Raw genomic sequence first — 17,373 nt, 5'->3', positions numbered from 1 at the left:
TAGCCAAGGGGATTATGGCGGCCAATAACGCCATGACCGGGCTGCCAAAATTTCTTGGATGCGAAGTGACGGAACTCGGCCCCGGTACGCTCAAGGCCGTGCTTCCAGTGCGGAAGGAGCTGCTAACGCCTATTGGAAACATGCATGGTGGCGTACTCGCTGGTTACATGGATCATATTCTTGGAGTCGTACTCTATCCGCTGATGGCACCCGGCCAGTGGGCCGCGACGACTGAATTCAAATTGAATTATCTTGCGCCGGTGAAGACGGGGACTCTCGATGGCAGCGCGGAAGTCATCGCGATGACAAAGACGACAGCAGTGGTAAGGGGCGAGGTTTCCAATGAGGGGCGGTTGGTTTGTGCGGCGCAAGGTACTTTGCTGATTCGGGATCCGAAGAAAAAGTAGGTTTACGCCGGAACAGATGGGAAGGAAGATACTGTTGGAGGTGATGAAATGGGATTTGCGTCCGCATCGGTAGGGTCCAATGGCCGGAATGACGTCTCGATATCGCCGTCACCCCGGCCTGATTATGAAGTGATCATAATCGGCTCGGGCTTTTCTGGCATCGGCGCCGGAATTAAGCTGAACAAGGCAGGCATCGGTCCTTACATCATTCTCGAGCGTGCTGGTGATCTTGGAGGTACATGGCGGGACAATTCTTATCCCGGGATCGCCGTCGATATCACCTCGTTTACGTATTCCTACTCCTTTGAACCCAACCCCAACTGGTCTCGTGTGTTTGCACCGGGCCGGGAGCTGCAAGCCTATGCCCAGCATTGTGCCCGCAAATACGGCGTTCGTGAGAAGATGCGGTTCAGCACCAGTGTGGAGTCGGCAACTTTCGATGAAGCATGTAACTTGTGGCGGGTTCGCGTAAACGATGGGGAAGAGCTTACCGCACGCTACATTATCTCAGCCACCGGGGGATTAATCCACCCCAAGCTGCCCGACATTGAAGGCATCGACTCTTTCGAGGGCAAGCTGATTCATACGGCGAAATGGGACCACAGTTTCAAGTTGGAGGGGAAACGGGTAGCGGTGATCGGCACGGGGGCTACTGCGGTCCAATTATTGCCGGAAATTGCCCCGAAGGTGCAGCATCTGGATGTCTATCAGCGCACTCCAATCTGGGTACTTCCTAAACCCGACAGGGAGATTCCGAACTGGATAAAACTGCTTTTCCGTCGTGTTCCGATGATTCAGCGGGGACTTCGAATCGCCACGGACCTGGGAACCGAGCTCGTGATGGTCACTGGCGTCGTGTACAACAGGCAGATGCCGGGTATCGTCAAACGGGCCGAAGTCGCCGGCATTCGGAATATCAAGCGGCAGCTTCCCAATCGTCCGGACTTGTGGGCGAAGCTGATTCCACATTACGGCTTCGGGTGCAAGCGGCCGTCTTTCTCCAACGACTATTTCCGCACGTTTGGGCGTGAAAACGTGGGGCTCATAACCACGCCGATCAAAAGGATCACCAAGAATGGGATTGTTACGGCCGACGGGACGGAGCGAGCGATCGATGTTCTGATTGCGGCAACCGGATACAGGACGTTCGAAAAGGGAAATTTGCCTTCCTACGATGTGACCGGACGCAGCGGCATGAATTTGGGCGGATTCTGGGCTGAGAATCGCTACCAGGCATACGAGGGGACTTCCGTCCCGGGATTTCCCAACTACTTTCTGATTCTGGGCCCATATTCCTTTTCGGGGTCATCCTGGTTTGCGATGGTGGAAGCCCAGACGACCCACGCGCTTCGCTGTATTCGGGAAGCGCGCAGGAAGAACGCTACCCGTGTCGAGATCAAGCAGGACGCTCACGACAAGCACTTTGAGATGACGCTGAAGCGTCAGAAGAACACGGTGTTTTTTAACAACAATTGCGGCGGCGCCAACAGCTACTACTTCGATCGTCATGGGGACGCTCCATTCCTTCGACCGGCGTCGAGCTACGAAATGCTCTGGCGAAGCAGGCATTTTCCGTTGAGCCATTACCACTTCGAATAGGATGTCCGCCAGCGCGGAAGTATCGAATCGCCCCAAAATGGATGTGACGGGCGGTAAACGGTTTCGGTGAAAAACGGCGGTACTACCCAACACTCTCGGGGATGCGACCTCAGGTTGCTGGCCACGCGCCGCCAGTATGTTGGAATCGCGCATGTCAGGGAAACACGCCGGGCTATTACTCACGATCCGTTCCGCGAAACCGGCGGGCTTTCACCTTGCTGATTCCGGTCTCAGATCTGCATCATTTTGGCAATTATTTCATTCATGATTTCCTGGGTTCCACCGCCGATTGGCAGCAATCGGGCATCCCGCGACAAGCGTTCCACCAGCGTTTCTCTCATATATCCACTGCCTCCGAAAATCTGGACCGCTTCGTACGAGACTTCTTGTGCGATTTGTGCGGCGTAATTCTTCGCCATGGACATTTCTTTCACAAGATACTGGCCGCTCTTTACACGCGACGCGCATTCGTAGGCCGCGGTCTTGGCCGTAAAAACCTTGGTCGCCATGTCGGCAAGTTTGTGCCGCGTGACCTGAAATCTGCTCAGCGCTTTCCCGAATGCCTGACGCTCCCGGGCATACCGGATCGCTTCCTCGAGACATATCTCGGCGATAACGTATCCCTGAATTGCAAGTCCGAGGCGCTCGTTCTGGAAGTTTTTCATCAGCGTCAGGAAGCCGCTTCCTTCAGGACCGAGTCGGTTCGCGACCGGCACCCGTACATTGTCGAAGGAGAGCTCGGCTGTGTCCGATGCTCTCCAGCCAGTCTTCTTGAGTGCGCGCGACACACTGAAACCCGGCATTCCCCGTTCCATCACAAAGAACGTGAGACCGCCGTGCGGATCGGAACCCGTGCGGGTCAGAACACTCACCACATCGGCGCGGACGCCCGAAGTAATGAATATCTTGGTGCCGTTGACGATATAGTGATCTCCGTTACGTGTCGCACTGGTAGATACGCCCGCCACGTCGCTGCCCGCACCAGGCTCTGTGATTGCCAGGGCCGCGATTTTGTCCCCCCTCATGACGGAAGGAATGTACTTTGTTTTCTGCTCTTCCGTTCCGAGGTCCAGAATGGGCGGAAGACCAATCCCCAGCGAGCCCAAGCCGACCACGGTCCCAGTGGAGCCTCCGCGAATCAGCTCCTCGCTCATGCAAATACTGTGAAAGATATCCCCGCCACCACCGCCGTATTGCTCGGGGAATGAAATGCCGAGAATCCCGGCGTTTGCGGCCTTTCTATAGAGCTCACGATCAAACTGTTCAGCTTCCTCCCATTGGTAGGCATTCGGCGCGATCTCTTTTTCGGCAAACTTCTTACACGTCGCGCGAAATTGTCGGTGAGTGTCATCGAAATACTTCTCAAAAAAATCTTCAAACATGGTTGGCCTCTGGTTGCTGTGCAGAACAGAAAGCTCTCCGAAGTCGCAAGAGCTTTTCGGGAAAGGGACTCGTCACTCCCACGGCAGCGGCGCATGCAGGCCGTTTACGGGGAGCCACCAGTGCTCCCCGTAAACGGCTGTCAGGATATTCCAGTGCCTTCCGTTCAGTTTTTGGCCGCGACGGAGTTGGCCATCGGCAACACGGGTGCTTGGTCCCAGGCATTCTCCGTAGTGACGGAGTAGGTCCCCACCTTTGTGATATCCTTGATCAATCCCGCATCGCGATACTTTTCTTCAGTGCGTTCGGTAATCAGGCCGAGTTTTTTGAGGTGGGGGATTACGGCATGGGTGTAGATCACACTTTTGGCTTCAAGCGCGTCGGTCGAGGCGTACATCATGGCCGACACATTGTGTGCATCGATGCCGTACTTCGGCCCCAAAGCGGATATGACGCCATAGTACTGGCCTGCATTCAGGCACTCGAGGATGTTGAAGGCCCAATCCTCCAGATCGGCTTTCATCTCGGGCGATGTTTCGCACGATTCCATGACCCTCTTCATCGAGATGATTCCGAATGCAGCGTGGCGCGATTCGTCGAGGATTACGCGGGTGATCAGTTCATCGAAGAGCGGGACATCGCTCGCGTTCTTCATCATATCCATTACGCCGAGGGCCATTCCTTCAAAGAGCGTCTGCATCCCGAGAGTCTTCTTCTCCCAGCAATCGGCCTTCATGATTTCTTCGAGCAGGAATTTCACATTGGGATCCAGAGGGTGGATTTTACCGAGTTTTCGCTGCAGGAATTTCGCAAAGACCTCCATATGGCGGACTTCGTCGAAAACCTGCGATCCGGCAAAAAATTTCATGTCGACATCCGGACAGGCAGCGGTAAGCTGCCCGCAGATCTCAAGAGCAGCCTGTTCGCCATGAAGCAACTGCGAACACGTATATTCAAAACTCTCCCAGGTCGCTTCTCGAATTTCGTCCTCGCCGGCGCCGCGCATCTGTAAGAGTTGCGCTATGGGACTGGTCTTGGGGTGTTGGCCCCACTGTTTGGAGCGGTCGATCGGTTCGCTCCAGTCCAGATCTCGTTCCGCATCCCACATGCGGCGTTTCGATATATCATAGAGGCGACGGAGTTCCTCGACCTGCCCGACGTAGTCCCAAGTCCAGTTGATATCCAAGGGAGTGGTGATGCGGGTCGACTCCCGCATTTTCTTGACCTCGGTCAGGTCATTCCATTCGATGCCGTCGAAGTTTCCATAAGATACACGTTTTTCTTCCAGATATCGTTCCATGTTCATTTGTCCCTTTCGCGCATTTGTTTTCCGCTGGCCATCGCCCAACCGGCGCACCGAAGTAAGCTGACGCTTCAGCTTATGGTCGATTTATAGCATCATTTTAAAGCATAGCAATAACTATACTATTTTTGTTAATAATATCAATGGGTTGCAATAATTATTTGACTTGATTGCCTGTTTTGTAATAGTGTTTTGATCATGAGTGCGACACGGCTGTCGGGCTCCGGCGGGCAGATCCGGATGCCCCCCCACTTCAATAAAACCTAAAAAAATCTGTGCACGAGGGAAATTATGGAAATCATGACTCAACAGCGAGCAGACGCGGCTTTTAAATACGGAATCCAGGGTATCCAGGTCCTGAATGAGCGCTTCTTGGATGCGCAGTTCCGGCGATGGGCGGACAATCCCAAGCACATGGCCAATCGATACGATGATACCACGGCGACCTTCTATGGCGGGGAGATGGAACTGCTTACCCAGCGCAACTATGAAAAGGCCCTTGCACATATCTGGAAGGCGGAGCTGATTGCGCCGTATCTGAACATCCACGATGCGTCAAAGGCCGACTACGTGGCCCGCAAAGGGGGCGCTGTGACTGCAGCGGCCAGCGGTCTCGATCCCGTGGTCCTCACCGAGGAAATCAAGGAGTCGGTTGGGATTGCCACATCCGAGGAAGTTCGAAGGGAGTTTCAGGAGGCCCACAGCCCAGAGCAGCGGGAAGCCCTGATGCGCCTTGTATCCTTCATCACCCACGGCGAAGCATACGCGCTCTTTACCTCGGCGACGTTGATGCCGGTGGTCCAGGGCACCGGTGCAAAACTCGGCATGGCAATGCAGGTAATGGAAGAGGCCAAGCACTTCTTCACGCTGCGGGAAATGTGCAAATCGTTGGACCGGATTTATCCGATGAGCGGTGCCGGCAAGGCGCTGCTTGAGACGATCGCTCGCAAGGATTATTACCACAAGCTGTTCGGGATGAATGTCGTTCTGGAAGGATTCGCCACGAGCATTTTCGGATTCCTCGAGAACCAGCCAGGCCTGCGCCATATTATGCGAGGATTTCATATGGACGAATCGCGTCATTCGGCGTTCCCGCAGACCTACGCGAAGCTCGGCAATATTCCGCACCATGTTACGCACAGCGCACGGTACAAGTGGGCGCGCGCCATGATGTTTGTTCCAATCGCCCCGCTGATTCTTGAGTTCAAACCGCTGTTCGAAACGCTGGGATACGACACATTTGCTTTCTTTGGAAAGACTCTTTCGAAAGTGTCACGCCTTGCAGAAAACTCCGGGTTCAAACTCCCATTCGAACGTACGGAGTTTCTGATGGGCGCAAACATCCTGTTCAACCGATGGGTGCGCGTGCTGGAGCCCGAAAAGTACGAAGGCTTCCGGGATTACACGTTGCTGGGGCTTGGAGAACTGAGCGAAGATATGGAGATGCGGGAGAGAGACGTCTTCGGCAATGACATCTTCGGCGGTGTCGGCTCGATCATCAATCGATGGCTCGCAAAACAGGACCGTCGGGCGGTTTGGGGCGGCCCCATTGCAACCGCGAAGGGCTGAGCAATAATTCGATAAGGTGTATCACATGCAATCAAACTTCGTGGTGACATCGCATAAAAATGATGTAAGTGGCCGAGCCGTTGTTCCGACCCGATCATCGCGGAAAAAGGGGGTGCAGGCAACAGTTTTGCCCTTCGGCGCGGATATCGAAGTTCGGAAGATGAACCTGAGTGAAATCGAAGATAGCCCGATCTATTTTTTCGATAACGACCCTGCGACCTCGCACTTTTTCCATATGCTATCGTTGCTGTTTCCGGAGGGAGAGCTTTTCTTTATTGAATCGGTTCGGAATTTTCGTGATCGCGTGACCGACCCAGTGCTCAAGAAGCAGGTCAAAGCGTTCATCGGCCAGGAAGTGCTGCATACAAAAGCGCACGTAGACTACAACAGGCGATTGAGGGGAGCGGGAGTTGATATTGAGCGACTAGACCAATGGTTGGGGGTTGCGTTTGGCCTGGTCAAGAAATACGTGCCCGAGAAGGATCAGTTGGCGCTTACCTGCATGGCCGAGCATTTTACCGCTACGTTGGCCGAGGAGGTTCTCAGGAACGAAGAGATTCAGAAGAACATCCACCCGTCGCAACGCTCAATGTGGCTCTGGCATGCGATCGAAGAGACCGAGCACAAAGCTGTCGCGTTCGACGTATTTCGCGCGATCGGCGGTGGAGATGTGCGCCGCCTGGCGGTCGTTCCAGTCGCTGCTGCGGCATTTGCCCCGGTCGGCTTGGGTGTAATGATCTATGTAATGGGTTCTGACGGCCAGCTCTTGAATTTCAAATCATGGCGCCGCCTTGGAAGAAATTTGTTCAATAGACGTACGGGACTTTTGAGACGGACTGCAGCGCGTCTGCTCGAATATGGTCGCCCAGGATTTCACCCCTGGCAGCACGACAGCTATGATCTCGTATCGGCTTGGAAGGCCCGGTTCGCTGAACAGTACAAGGTCGCCTGAAATGCTTGCGAGCGCAAGCCGGAGTGGCGGCAGATGCCAGATTTTGACGTCCTGATCGTCGGCGCCGGTATTTCAGGCATCGGGGCCGCGTGTCACTTGGCGCGTGAGTGTCCCAATAAATCGGTTGCGATTCTCGAGCGCCGCGAGTCCATGGGCGGAACTTGGGATCTTTTCAAGTACCCTGGAATCCGGTCGGATTCCGACATGTTTACGTTCGGCTATAACTTCCGACCGTGGACAGATCCAAAAACTCTGGCCGATGGCCCGTCGATCAAGCGCTACATCGTGGAGACTGCTGTCGAAAACGGGGTTGACAAAAAGATCCACTACGACAGGAAGGTTGTCGATGCTTGTTGGGACAGTTTGGATCAGTGCTGGACGATCAGAACCAAGCGGGAAAATGACGGCAAAGAGGAAACCTGGAGCGCCGGCTTCCTCATGCTGTGCACAGGTTATTACAACTACGACAAAGGCTATAAGCCCGATTTTCCCGGTGAGAAGGACTTCGAGGGGCGAGTCATTCACCCCCAGCATTGGCCGGAGGATCTCGACTACGAGGGCAAGCGCGTTGTAATCATCGGTAGCGGTGCAACGGCGGTAACGCTGCTCCCGGCGATGGCCGACAAAACCGAGCACATCACGATGTTGCAGCGTTCGCCTACGTACATGATGTCGCTGCCTGAAGTCGATCCAATGGCAGCCCGCCTGATGACGTTACTTCCGGACAGCGTTGCTTATCGAATCATGCGAAAGCGGAACATCGCTCTGCAACGGTGGAGCTTCGTTGCTTCACGGGCGTTTCCAGACCAAGCTCGCAGTATCATCCTTGCGTTGGCGCGGCGCCAGCTCGGCAAGCAGATCGACATACGGCACTTTACTCCCAATTATGATCCTTGGGACGAGCGGATTTGCGCCATGCCGGGCGGGGATCTTTTCAAGGCTCTGCGCAGCGGTAAGGCCAGTGTGGTGACCGACCAGATAGCCAGGTTCACGAAGGAGGGAATTCTGCTGCAATCGGGCAAGGAACTCCATGCGGACATCATTGTGAGTGCCACCGGCCTGGACCTGCAGTTCCTGGGCGGAATGACGCTTGTCGTGGACGGCAAGCCGCATCACGCCGGTGACTCCATGCTCTACAAGGGCGTTTTGATCGAGGGTGTGCCGAATGCTTCAATTGTCATTGGCTACACCAACGCCTCGTGGACGTTGCGTGCAGATCTGGCTGCGGAATATGTCTGCCGGTTGCTTCGGCACATGGATAAAAAGAAATACTCGGTAGCCACGCCGATCGATACCGAGGGGTGCCGCACATCCGAAACCGTGATGGGCTCAATCATGTCTGGCTACGTCAGGCGGGCCGCATATCGCATGCCACGCCAGGGAAGCCACAGACCCTGGAGGCTTACGCACGATTACTATCGCGATATCCCGATGCTGAAGAAGGATCCGATTGAAGACCGCTTCATTCGTTTCACCAGACGGAATCGGGCGCGAGCGTACGTTTCTCCGGCTGATTCCGAAACGAATGCGAGATAACACGTGAGCTCTCAATCGCACGCGGACAGGCCAGGCCGGCACACTCTCGCCGATGAGTTGGGCTTCGACCCCGCCGAGCTTCGAGAAAAGTACAGGGCCGAGCGTGACAAGCGCTTGCGGGAGGACGGGAATGAGCAGTATCTTGAGGTAACGGGCGATTTCTCACACTATGCTGACGATTCCTATGTCGACCCCGGTTTTGTGCGCGCGCCGCTCCACGATGAAGTCGATGTGGTGATTGTCGGCGGCGGGTTCAGCGGACTTATTCTCGGCGCCAGACTGCGCGAAGCCGGAATGGGCAGCATCCGGATTATTGAAAAGGGTGGCGATTTCGGGGGCACTTGGTACTGGAACCGCTATCCCGGCGCGGCGTGCGATGTGGAGTCGTATATCTATCTCCCGCTGATCGAGGAAGTAGGAACCGTCCCCTCAAGGAAATACTTACGGGCTGCCGAGATCCTCGCGCATAGCAAGGCGATTGCGGAAAAGTATGATCTCTATAAGAATGCGTGCTTGCAGACGGAAGTGACTTGGATCGATTGGGATGAGCAAGCAGCGCGGTGGATCCTGCAGACGAACCGGACGGATCGAATCCGCGCAAAGTTCGTGTGTCTTGCGCCGGGCCCGCTCAACCGTCCCAAATTGCCGGGAATCAGGGGTATTTCAAAATTCCTTGGTCACACGTTCCACACAAGCCGCTGGGATTTTGACTACACTGGCGGTGACGCTGGCGGAAACCTGCACAAACTCAAGGATAAATCGGTTGGAATCATCGGTACGGGTGCGACGGCGGTGCAGTGCGTTCCCCACCTCGGAGCTTCCTCCAAAGAACTCTATGTCTTTCAGCGGACGCCTTCATCAATCGACGCGCGGAACGACAGTGAGACCGACCGTAAGTGGTTCGACAGCCTGAAGCCCGGTTGGCAGAAGGAGCGGATCCGAAACTTCACGCTTCTCACATCGGGAGGAATCGCGGAAGAAGACCTTGTAAATGACGGCTGGACCGAAATCATCGGAAATCTGATGAGGATGATTCGCGATGGAAATTCGGGTGCACTGGCGCGAGAGAGTCTCAGCGCAAAGGTCGAGATTGCAGACTTTCAGAAGATGAACCAGATTCGAGACCGGGTGGATCAGGTCGTGCATGACCGGAAAACGGCGAATTCACTTAAGCCCTGGTATCGTCAGTTCTGCAAGCGTCCATGTTTTCACGACGAATATCTCGACACTTTCAATCGGCCGAACGTTCACCTAGTGGATACCAATGGGCAGGGTGTGGAGTGCGTGACGGAAGCCGGCGTTGTTGCCAACGGTCGTGAGTATCGACTCGATTGTCTGATCTTTGCCACTGGGTTTGAGGTGGGAACCAGTTTTACGCGACGCGCGGGTTTTGAGGTCCGGGGCAAGGGCGGGCAGACGCTGACGGAAAAGTGGTCCGACGGCATGGCGACGCTCCATGGCATGGCCACACACGGTTTCCCGAACATGTTTTTTCTCAATAACTCGCAGGCCGCATTTACCGCCAATTTTCCGCATCACATGGACGAGCAATCAAGGCACATCTCGCACATTCTCATGCACTGTTTCAGGGACGGAAAGAGAAGAATCGAAGTCACGCGCGACGCCGAGGAAAAATGGGTGGCGGAGATCGTCAAATTGGGCAAAATGAGCGTGAAGTTTTTGGAATCATGCACTCCAGGTTACTATAACAACGAGGGGAAACCCGATCAGCGGAGTCTCAAGGATGGGTTCTACGGCGCGGGTCCCGTGGCCTATTTCAAGCTATTAAAAGCATGGCGCGATGCAGGCGGTATGAATGGTTATGATTTGGACTGAATCATCTGGACACCCTTTGTTTTGAATTACTGATGAATAATCATTGTCCAAAACGGCACAAGTCTGCATTAAAGCACGAAACTTTGCGTCCGTTATGTATCCGTGATCAGTCACGAGGTGTTCGCTTGTGACATGTCGGCGGCCAGCTCACTCACCGGCGCCGTGCTGGCGAAGGGTACCGCTCCCCTGATTTCCAAGCTGGCATTTCTGACGGCCCTCTCAGGCACGGCGCTCCTGCTGAGTGATCTGTATGCAAGCTGTGCAGTTCTCCCGAAATCCGCGGATTGATCGTCGGATTGAAATTGCTGATGCACTGGGGCGGGATGGGAGTCCCGCAGCACGCTGGCCCATCTTTTGCGCGGCGATAATAGTGGGGGGGAGCAGCAGCCATGCCCGTAAGGTTTCGACACCGGCTCCGGCTGCCCGGAGTGGACGTAGACTCGGACAGGGCAAAGGGTGGTCGGCTACTGAGGTGGGTTCGGCGCGTCAGGGATTTGGTATCGCCCAGATTACCGGAAGAGAAGCCTCCTCCCATTGTTTTCAGCAGGCAAAATAGTGGCAGGCCGCTCTCAGGCTGCCATTTCCCGCACTGCGGTTCTAAACTCCTCCACCCGGGCGCGCCAGTTTCTTCCGCACTACCCTGGTGCAATTTGCCACAAACCGACAAACCATTGGCGATCCAAATGGGATGATCGCGACTCACTTCTGGCAAACCACGCCCAGTCTTTGGTGAAGCGCCCCATGACTTGCCAAATGCGTCCAATTGTTTTTTACTAATCGCCAGAAACGACAATTACTGACTCCGGCATCACAGCACAGTTTTGCGCAACACAGGGGGATTCAGCTTGCTGAGTCGCTCCTGAGCCATTGGTGGATTGCACGAATGTACACTGTTTTGGCACGAGTTATGCTTTTTTGACCAAACACTTCAGAGGCATAAGTCAGGCATTTCACATTCTAATTCTGTTTTCCAAAGTCCGCGGGGTTGAGGCAGACGCCGGCGGCAAAATCATTATTAACGGAGAGTAGGGTCATATGAGAGGTCAGGGAATCAGTACAGTACAACGCTGGCGAACCGGTGCCATCGTCATGTTTTTGGCGATTGCAATGAGTCTGGTAGCCGGCCCCAGGGCCGCAAAGGCGGAAGGCATCGGCGACAGTGTCCAGGTACACGGCTACGGAAGCTGGGCCTACAAGCGCACCAGCAACGAAGGCTACATCTACGCCGAGGGCGATGAAGAGGGCAACTATACGAACGTCTCCGGATCGCTGAACGTGTCCGCGCGGCCTACCGAGGACATTACTGCGGTGATCCAGGCCAACTGGACGCTCATGCAGGGGCGCACGCTCGATACGAACACATTCACATTCCCGCTGGCCTCGCCGCCCTGCGCCGCGATTCCTGTTCCCCCGCCAGCGCTGGCAAACGGCTGCACTGTTGCGGTGCCGCAGGGAACGGTCACCAAGTCCCCGGAGAGCGATATTGAACTCGACTATGCCTTCGCCGAATGGCACTACAGCGACGCGTTTCGTCTCCGTGCCGGGCAGGTGAAGTTGCCTTTCGGCATCTATACCGAGATTTACGATGTGGGCACGCTCCGTCCCTTCCTTGACGTGCCTCAGGGTATTTACGGCGCGCAGGCCGTGGTGGCCGAGTCCTACCAGGGCGGCGGCATTACCGGCAATGTCTACTCCGACGACTGGGGCCTGCAGTATGATGTGTACGGTGGCCAGGTGATTTCAGATCTGGAACTCTCGCCCACCAATACTGTGGAAACGGTTCTTCTGGATGTTCTTGGCGGGCGACTGCACGTGACGACGCCGATTGAGGGGCTGAGCTTCGGTACTTCGGGCTACTTTGGCCTGAAATCGGGTGACACCTTTACGTTTCCCCCGTTTGTCACGCATGCGGAGCGTGGTTCGGTGGGCGCGCACATTGAATACGCGGGCGACAATCTGCTGATCCGCACCGAAGGCGTCTACACCTATGCACAGAGGTTCTATAAGACTGCCGCAGCGTATCTGGAAGTTGCCTACATGTTCGTCGACCACGTGCAGCTTGCCGGCCGACTCGATTACTACAAGGGTGACATCAGCGACAATCCCGTGCTCGCTGCAGCGCTTCCAAAGTCCATCGACCGTCACGTGGACTACGGTGTGGCGCTGAACTACTGGTTCAATACCCATTTTGTCATCAAGACGGCCTATCATTACATCGACGGCAACCGCTATTCGCAGCCGGAGGCCATCGGTGCATTCGTTACCTTTGTTACCCCCTACGCGGGTCCGCCGCTTGATGAGAGCAACCATCTCTTCGAAGCCGGCGCGCAGTTCAGCTTCTAGGAAAGGAGGAACAAAAGCGTGAATACAATCAAGAAATTTACCCTCACTGTTTGCCTTGTCCTCCTGGGCTCGCTCCTCGGGCTGAGCGGTCCGGCGAATGCGGCCGAGTCCTTCAAGCTGATCGTCAACTCAGGCAATCCGGTGGCGTCCATGGACGCCAAGGACGTTGCCAAGCTCTTCATCAAGCGTGTGAGCACGTGGGACGATGGCACCTCCGCGGACCCGGTGGACCAGGCGCCCGACTCGGCGGTTCGGGAGGCGTTTTCCGAGACCGTGCACGGGCGTTCGGTAACGGCGGTGAAATCCTACTGGCAGAAGCAGATCTTCTCGGGCCGCGGCGTTCCGCCGCCGGAGCTTTCCAGCGATGCCGCAGTCGTGGACTTCGTGAAGAAGAACCGCGGCGCCATCGGCTATGTCAGCGCCGGTGCAGATGTCAGCGGCGTGAAGGTGATCACGCTCAGGTAAGAACTGCTTGCGGGCGGGGTTCGGGCGAGAGAAAGCAAAGCCATGGCGGACAAAAACCCCCTGGGAAAGCTTTGGCGCGACCAGCCGCTCCGCGTGAAACTGCTCACGATGCCGGCCGTGGTGCTGGTGATGCTCCTGATTATTTTATGGGTATCCCAGCACTTCGGCCGGTCGAATCGTGAACTGATTGAGAGAATCCGCGACGCCGAAGTGCCGGCCATGGCCCTGAGCCGCGACCTGCGCGAGATCCTCTCGGAGATCCAGCGCGGCATGCAGGATGCCGCCGCCACCGAAGACCCGCTGCTCCTCGACGACACCGACGACCTGCGCGATCGGTTCCTCTCTCTCCTCAAGCAAGCCGAAAAGAATGAAAGTCTGGATGCCCGGCAGGTCAAAGAGCTCGAAGCGGCCTTTTCTGACTACTACCAGCGTGCCCGTGCTGCAACGGAACAGTTGCTGGGCGGTCTGGCCGATGAGAATGTCATCGCCGACCTGGGGCGGATGCGCGAGTCCTACCTCGGCCTGCGTGCCGACCTTGACGGGTTTTACCAGACGACCAACACCCTGATGGCCGATGGTTTTGCAAAGGTCGTCGAGAACGAAGTCTACGCCCTGATGATCATGGGCGCCCTGATTCTGGGGCTGGTAGTCGTTCTGTTCCTGATGTCCATGGGGGTTACCCGTGCCATTACGCGCCCCCTGCAGGAAGCGGTTGAGGCGGCGAACCATCTGGCCGAAGGTCAGCTCGATCTGAAGCTGGATGTGAGGTCCAGTGACGAAACCGGCCAACTTGTTGCCGCGATGAAGCGCATGATTGAGAGCCTGCGCACGGTGATTGCGGAGATCCGTCGCTCCAGCGCGGAACTGGGCACGTCGGCAACGCAGATTGCCGCTTCATCCAACAGCCTCGCCGATGGAAGCGAGCAGCAGTCACGGCAGGCCAATGAGGTCGCCGCCTCCGCCGAGGAGATGGCGCAGAGTGTGCAGGTCATCTCACAGAATGCACAGAACGTCCGCAGGGCCTCCGAACAAACGCACGAATTCGCCACCGAGGGCGGCTCCGTCGTGAGCGAGAGCGTGGGGCACATGAGTTCGGTTTCCGGTGCGGTCGATCAGGCGGGCAACCAGGTAGAGGAACTGGCCCGTCATGCCGGCGACATCGGCAAGGTTCTCGAAGTGATCCAGGAAATTGCCGGCCAGACCAAGCTGCTTGCGCTCAACGCCGCAATCGAGGCCGCCCGCGCGGGAGAGCACGGCCGCGGGTTTGAAGTGGTCGCTGACGAAGTGGGCAAGCTCGCCGAGAAGAGCGCGGCGTCCACCAAGAGCATCGAGGCCCAGCTCACCAGCATTCAGGGGCTCGTCGAGCAGGTGCGCGAGTCCATGGGCGGGGTGCAGGAAGCGGTCACCGCCAGCGCGGATCTGGCCAGCCGGACCGGCGGCGCGCTTGAATCCATTCTCGCCGCGGCGTCGGGAACCGCACAGCTCGTGGCCGAACTCAACTCCGCCGCCGAGCAGCAAGCGGCCACCTCCGACAACGTGGCCGCCAAGATCGGCGAGATCGCATCCGTTGCGCGAGAAAACGCCGGCAGTACCGAAGAGATCGCCGCCACTGCCGGGGAACTCTCCCACATGGCCGATCAGCTCTCCAATGCGGTGGCGCGATTCCGTTTGAACTAGGCAACCATATCCTTCGGGCCGCGCGCGCTTTCGCATGACCGCTGAACCCGCGCATAAGGGCAGCACTGCCGCGCGTTTTGGTCCCGGCTGCGGGGATGTTAACGTAGCGGGTGATGATGCCAGATTGCTTCACAACCACCTGACTTCCAGACATTCGCTTGAGCGCCAGTGCGCTTCCATCCGGACGATTCTACGTCGAGCCGAATGGCAGGCATTTGTCTGCACCCCATCTTCAACGGTCAAAGGAGGACCCATGGAAACCCAGACTTCTGATACTTCGAATGATTCAATCCAGCAGCTTGCCGACGAGCTCAAGCAGCGCCGCGACGAACTCAAGCTGAAATACAATCTCGGCAAGGCCGAGGTGCGCGACCGCTGGGACGAGTTGGAGAAGGAATTCCAGCAGGCCCAGTCCAAACTCAAACAGGTGGGCGAGGAAATGAAGGACAGCGCCCATGAGTCGCGCCTGCAGTTCAAGGTGTTTCTCAAAAACCTGAGCGAGCGCTATGACACCCTGCGCGAGGAACTCAAGAACTAGCCTCGCCGACAGTCGCGGCCAGAAAACCCCGCTCCATGCGGGGTTTTCTGTGCGCATTCCCAGTCCCGGGCGGGGCGTGATATCCTCGCTCCCATGAAATACCGCAAGCTTGGAAGCACCGATCTCGATGTCAGCCTGATCTGCCTGGGGACCATGACCTACGGCGAGCAGAACACGGAGGCCGAGGGCCACGAGCAGCTCGACTACGCGCTGGATCAGGGGATTAACTTCTTCGACATGGCGGAGCTCTACGCCATTCCGCCCAAGGCCGATACGCAGGGGCGCACCGAGGAGATCGTCGGCACCTGGCTTGCGGCGCGCAAGAACCGCGACAAGGTCGTCATTGCAACGAAGGTAGTCGGTCGCTCGCAGATGGGTTGGTTCCGCCCGTGGGAAGGGCGCACCCGGCTCGATCGCAAGAACATCGAGTATGCGGTGGACCAGAGTCTAAAGCGCCTCCAAACCGATTACATCGATCTCTACCAGCTTCACTGGCCCGACCGTCCGATCCCCTTGTTTGGTGGGCTCGCCTACACGCACAAGGAAAGCCGCGACGAGGTAGCGCCCGAGGAAACGCTCGAAGTGCTCGCCGATCTGGTGAAGGCCGGCAAGATCCGTCACGTGGGGCTCTCCAACGAAACGCCGTGGGGCGTTTCCAAATTCCTGCAGGCGAGCGAGACAAAGAACCTGCCGCGGGTGCAGAGCGTGCAGAACGCGTTCAACCTGATCAACCGCACCTTCGAGGAAGGGCTCTCGGAGTTTTATCACCGTGACAAGGTGGGACTGCTCGCTTACTCCCCATTGGGGCAGGGTTTCCTGACCGGCAAATACTTGAACGGCGCGCTGCCGGAGGGCTCGCGCAAGGCGCTCTTTCAAAGGCAGCAGCGCTACGAAAGCCCCCAGACCGACGCGGCGATTGAGAAGTACGTGGCGCTGGCAAAGAAACACGGCCTCGACCCGGCGCAGATGGCGCTGGCCTTCGTGAACTCACGTCCCTACACGACCGCGACCATCATCGGCGCCACCACCATGGCGCAGCTTAGGAACAACATCGCCAGCATCGACCTGGAGCTGAGCGAGGAAGTCCTCAAGGAAATCGATCGGATTCATCTGGAATCGCCGAACCCGGCGCCGTGACAATCCCCTCAGGCCATCTCTTGGAGAAATGCCATCGTGATGTCGAATTCGCTGTCCTTGTGTTTGTGAGCTTCGCGCTCCATCAGCTTTTCGAGCGCGCCGGCAACCAGCGGGACTTTCGCCTCCAGCCGTGAATGCGATACCCGGCGGGTCTCGCCGGGGTGGGAACCTTCGTGGAAATGGACGAGCCGCACGGTCTTGGTCACCGTCGAAACCATGGTGCTCTCCATGCGCCGCTCTTTGGGATAGAGCAGGTTCGTCTCCTCGAGCCATCCTTCGCCCTTGCTGGGAAGCGCCCGCTTGATGAGCGCCGGAAGCGGCGTGTCGAACTTCATGCGAACCCGCCGGATGCGGGTATCACCGTCCCAGCGAAACTCAAGCCGCTCGAAATCGACCAGACCCGGCATGCGCTCCGCGACAAAGTCGCGGTAGGCATCCTCGTCCATCAGTTCCATCAATCGTTCGGGCGAAATGGGAAAGACGTGTTCGGTGTGGATCTCTTTCATGGCGCCTCCGCTTCGCGCCCGTAGCCCTGGGTCGCGTCGGATGCTTAAAAGGGTAGCGTGGAACTGAAACCAATTCACGGAAAAAGTGACCGCCGCTCGTGAGCGCGCTATGGGAGAGGGCGCGG

At 56.9% G+C, this 17,373-nt stretch carries 14 protein-coding genes; 11 read left to right on the top strand and 3 right to left on the bottom strand.

The genetic code is table 11. From position 1 onward, the window contains the following. Nucleotides 1–14 precede the first annotated feature (14 nt). A complete protein-coding gene (locus KDH09_09760; GenBank protein MCB0219967.1) occupies nt 15–407 on the top strand; it encodes a PaaI family thioesterase in 393 nt (130 codons plus the stop codon). A 48-nt stretch (nt 408–455) separates the two neighbouring features. Next, nucleotides 456–2,006, top strand: coding sequence for an NAD(P)/FAD-dependent oxidoreductase (locus KDH09_09755; protein ID MCB0219966.1), 1,551 nt, complete (start codon nt 456–458; stop codon nt 2,004–2,006). 230 nt (nt 2,007–2,236) lie between these two features. Here the strand turns inward: KDH09_09755 and KDH09_09750 are convergent, their stop codons facing one another. Together KDH09_09750 and KDH09_09745 are read right to left on the bottom strand one after the other, a co-directional pair. Further along, entirely contained in the window at nt 2,237–3,388 is a 1,152-nt protein-coding gene (locus tag KDH09_09750) for an acyl-CoA dehydrogenase family protein (GenBank protein ID MCB0219965.1), read from the bottom strand. Between the two features lie 164 nt (nt 3,389–3,552). Further along, nucleotides 3,553–4,686: a ferritin-like domain-containing protein gene (locus tag KDH09_09745; protein ID MCB0219964.1), complete on the bottom strand. Its 1,134-nt coding sequence runs from the start codon at nt 4,684–4,686 to the stop codon at nt 3,553–3,555. 294 nt (nt 4,687–4,980) lie between these two features. Here KDH09_09745 and KDH09_09740 point away from each other — a divergent pair, with 294 nt between their 5' ends. The 9 genes from KDH09_09740 to KDH09_09700 all read left to right on the top strand — a co-directional run bounded on the left by KDH09_09740 (nt 4,981) and on the right by KDH09_09700 (nt 16,742). Next, nucleotides 4,981–6,258 carry a hypothetical protein gene (locus KDH09_09740; GenBank protein ID MCB0219963.1) on the top strand — a complete coding sequence of 426 codons (1,278 nt, stop codon included), beginning with the start codon at nt 4,981–4,983 and terminating at the stop codon, nt 6,256–6,258. A 112-nt stretch (nt 6,259–6,370) separates the two neighbouring features. Next, nucleotides 6,371–7,210 (top strand): metal-dependent hydrolase, encoded by an 840-nt coding sequence (locus KDH09_09735; protein MCB0219962.1) that lies wholly within the window; start codon nt 6,371–6,373, stop codon nt 7,208–7,210. A 33-nt stretch (nt 7,211–7,243) separates the two neighbouring features. Further along, nucleotides 7,244–8,746 carry an NAD(P)/FAD-dependent oxidoreductase gene (locus KDH09_09730; protein MCB0219961.1) on the top strand — a complete coding sequence of 501 codons (1,503 nt, stop codon included), beginning with the start codon at nt 7,244–7,246 and terminating at the stop codon, nt 8,744–8,746. A 3-nt stretch (nt 8,747–8,749) separates the two neighbouring features. Next, nucleotides 8,750–10,582 carry an NAD(P)/FAD-dependent oxidoreductase gene (locus KDH09_09725; GenBank protein ID MCB0219960.1) on the top strand — a complete coding sequence of 611 codons (1,833 nt, stop codon included), beginning with the start codon at nt 8,750–8,752 and terminating at the stop codon, nt 10,580–10,582. Nucleotides 10,583–11,689: 1,107 nt separating this feature from the next. Then, nucleotides 11,690–12,925 carry a hypothetical protein gene (locus KDH09_09720; GenBank protein MCB0219959.1) on the top strand — a complete coding sequence of 412 codons (1,236 nt, stop codon included), beginning with the start codon at nt 11,690–11,692 and terminating at the stop codon, nt 12,923–12,925. A gap of 18 nt (nt 12,926–12,943) precedes the next feature. Beyond that, nucleotides 12,944–13,390 (top strand): substrate-binding domain-containing protein, encoded by a 447-nt coding sequence (locus KDH09_09715; protein MCB0219958.1) that lies wholly within the window; start codon nt 12,944–12,946, stop codon nt 13,388–13,390. A gap of 42 nt (nt 13,391–13,432) precedes the next feature. Beyond that, nucleotides 13,433–15,067: a methyl-accepting chemotaxis protein gene (locus KDH09_09710; protein ID MCB0219957.1), complete on the top strand. Its 1,635-nt coding sequence runs from the start codon at nt 13,433–13,435 to the stop codon at nt 15,065–15,067. Nucleotides 15,068–15,320: 253 nt separating this feature from the next. Continuing rightward, nucleotides 15,321–15,605, top strand: coding sequence for a hypothetical protein (locus KDH09_09705; GenBank protein MCB0219956.1), 285 nt, complete (start codon nt 15,321–15,323; stop codon nt 15,603–15,605). A gap of 93 nt (nt 15,606–15,698) precedes the next feature. Beyond that, entirely contained in the window at nt 15,699–16,742 is a 1,044-nt protein-coding gene (locus KDH09_09700; protein MCB0219955.1) for an NADP(H)-dependent aldo-keto reductase, read from the top strand. 8 nt (nt 16,743–16,750) lie between these two features. Here KDH09_09700 and KDH09_09695 read toward each other — a convergent pair whose 3' ends face one another. Then, the gene (locus KDH09_09695) at nt 16,751–17,248 is read right to left on the bottom strand and encodes a hypothetical protein (GenBank protein ID MCB0219954.1); all 498 of its coding nucleotides are present in this window, start codon (nt 17,246–17,248) and stop codon (nt 16,751–16,753) included. Nucleotides 17,249–17,373 lie beyond the last annotated feature (125 nt).

The organism is Chrysiogenia bacterium (assembly GCA_020434085.1).
Taxonomy (GTDB): Bacteria; JAGRBM01; JAGRBM01; order JAGRBM01; family JAGRBM01; genus JAGRBM01.
This window is presented reverse-complemented; position numbering and strand designations above follow the sequence as displayed.

Coding starts and splice junctions, on each gene's coding strand:
- KDH09_09760 (MCB0219967.1), top strand. CDS start 15: ATGGCGGCCAATAACGCCATGACCGGGCTGCCAAAATTTCTTGGATGC.
- KDH09_09755 (MCB0219966.1), top strand. CDS start 456: ATGGGATTTGCGTCCGCATCGGTAGGGTCCAATGGCCGGAATGACGTC.
- KDH09_09750 (MCB0219965.1), bottom strand. CDS start 3,388: ATGTTTGAAGATTTTTTTGAGAAGTATTTCGATGACACTCACCGACAA.
- KDH09_09745 (MCB0219964.1), bottom strand. CDS start 4,686: ATGGAACGATATCTGGAAGAAAAACGTGTATCTTATGGAAACTTCGAC.
- KDH09_09740 (MCB0219963.1), top strand. CDS start 4,981: ATGGAAATCATGACTCAACAGCGAGCAGACGCGGCTTTTAAATACGGA.
- KDH09_09730 (MCB0219961.1), top strand. CDS start 7,244: ATGCCAGATTTTGACGTCCTGATCGTCGGCGCCGGTATTTCAGGCATC.
- KDH09_09720 (MCB0219959.1), top strand. CDS start 11,690: ATGAGTCTGGTAGCCGGCCCCAGGGCCGCAAAGGCGGAAGGCATCGGC.
- KDH09_09710 (MCB0219957.1), top strand. CDS start 13,433: ATGGCGGACAAAAACCCCCTGGGAAAGCTTTGGCGCGACCAGCCGCTC.
- KDH09_09705 (MCB0219956.1), top strand. CDS start 15,321: ATGGAAACCCAGACTTCTGATACTTCGAATGATTCAATCCAGCAGCTT.
- KDH09_09700 (MCB0219955.1), top strand. CDS start 15,699: ATGAAATACCGCAAGCTTGGAAGCACCGATCTCGATGTCAGCCTGATC.
- KDH09_09695 (MCB0219954.1), bottom strand. CDS start 17,248: ATGAAAGAGATCCACACCGAACACGTCTTTCCCATTTCGCCCGAACGA.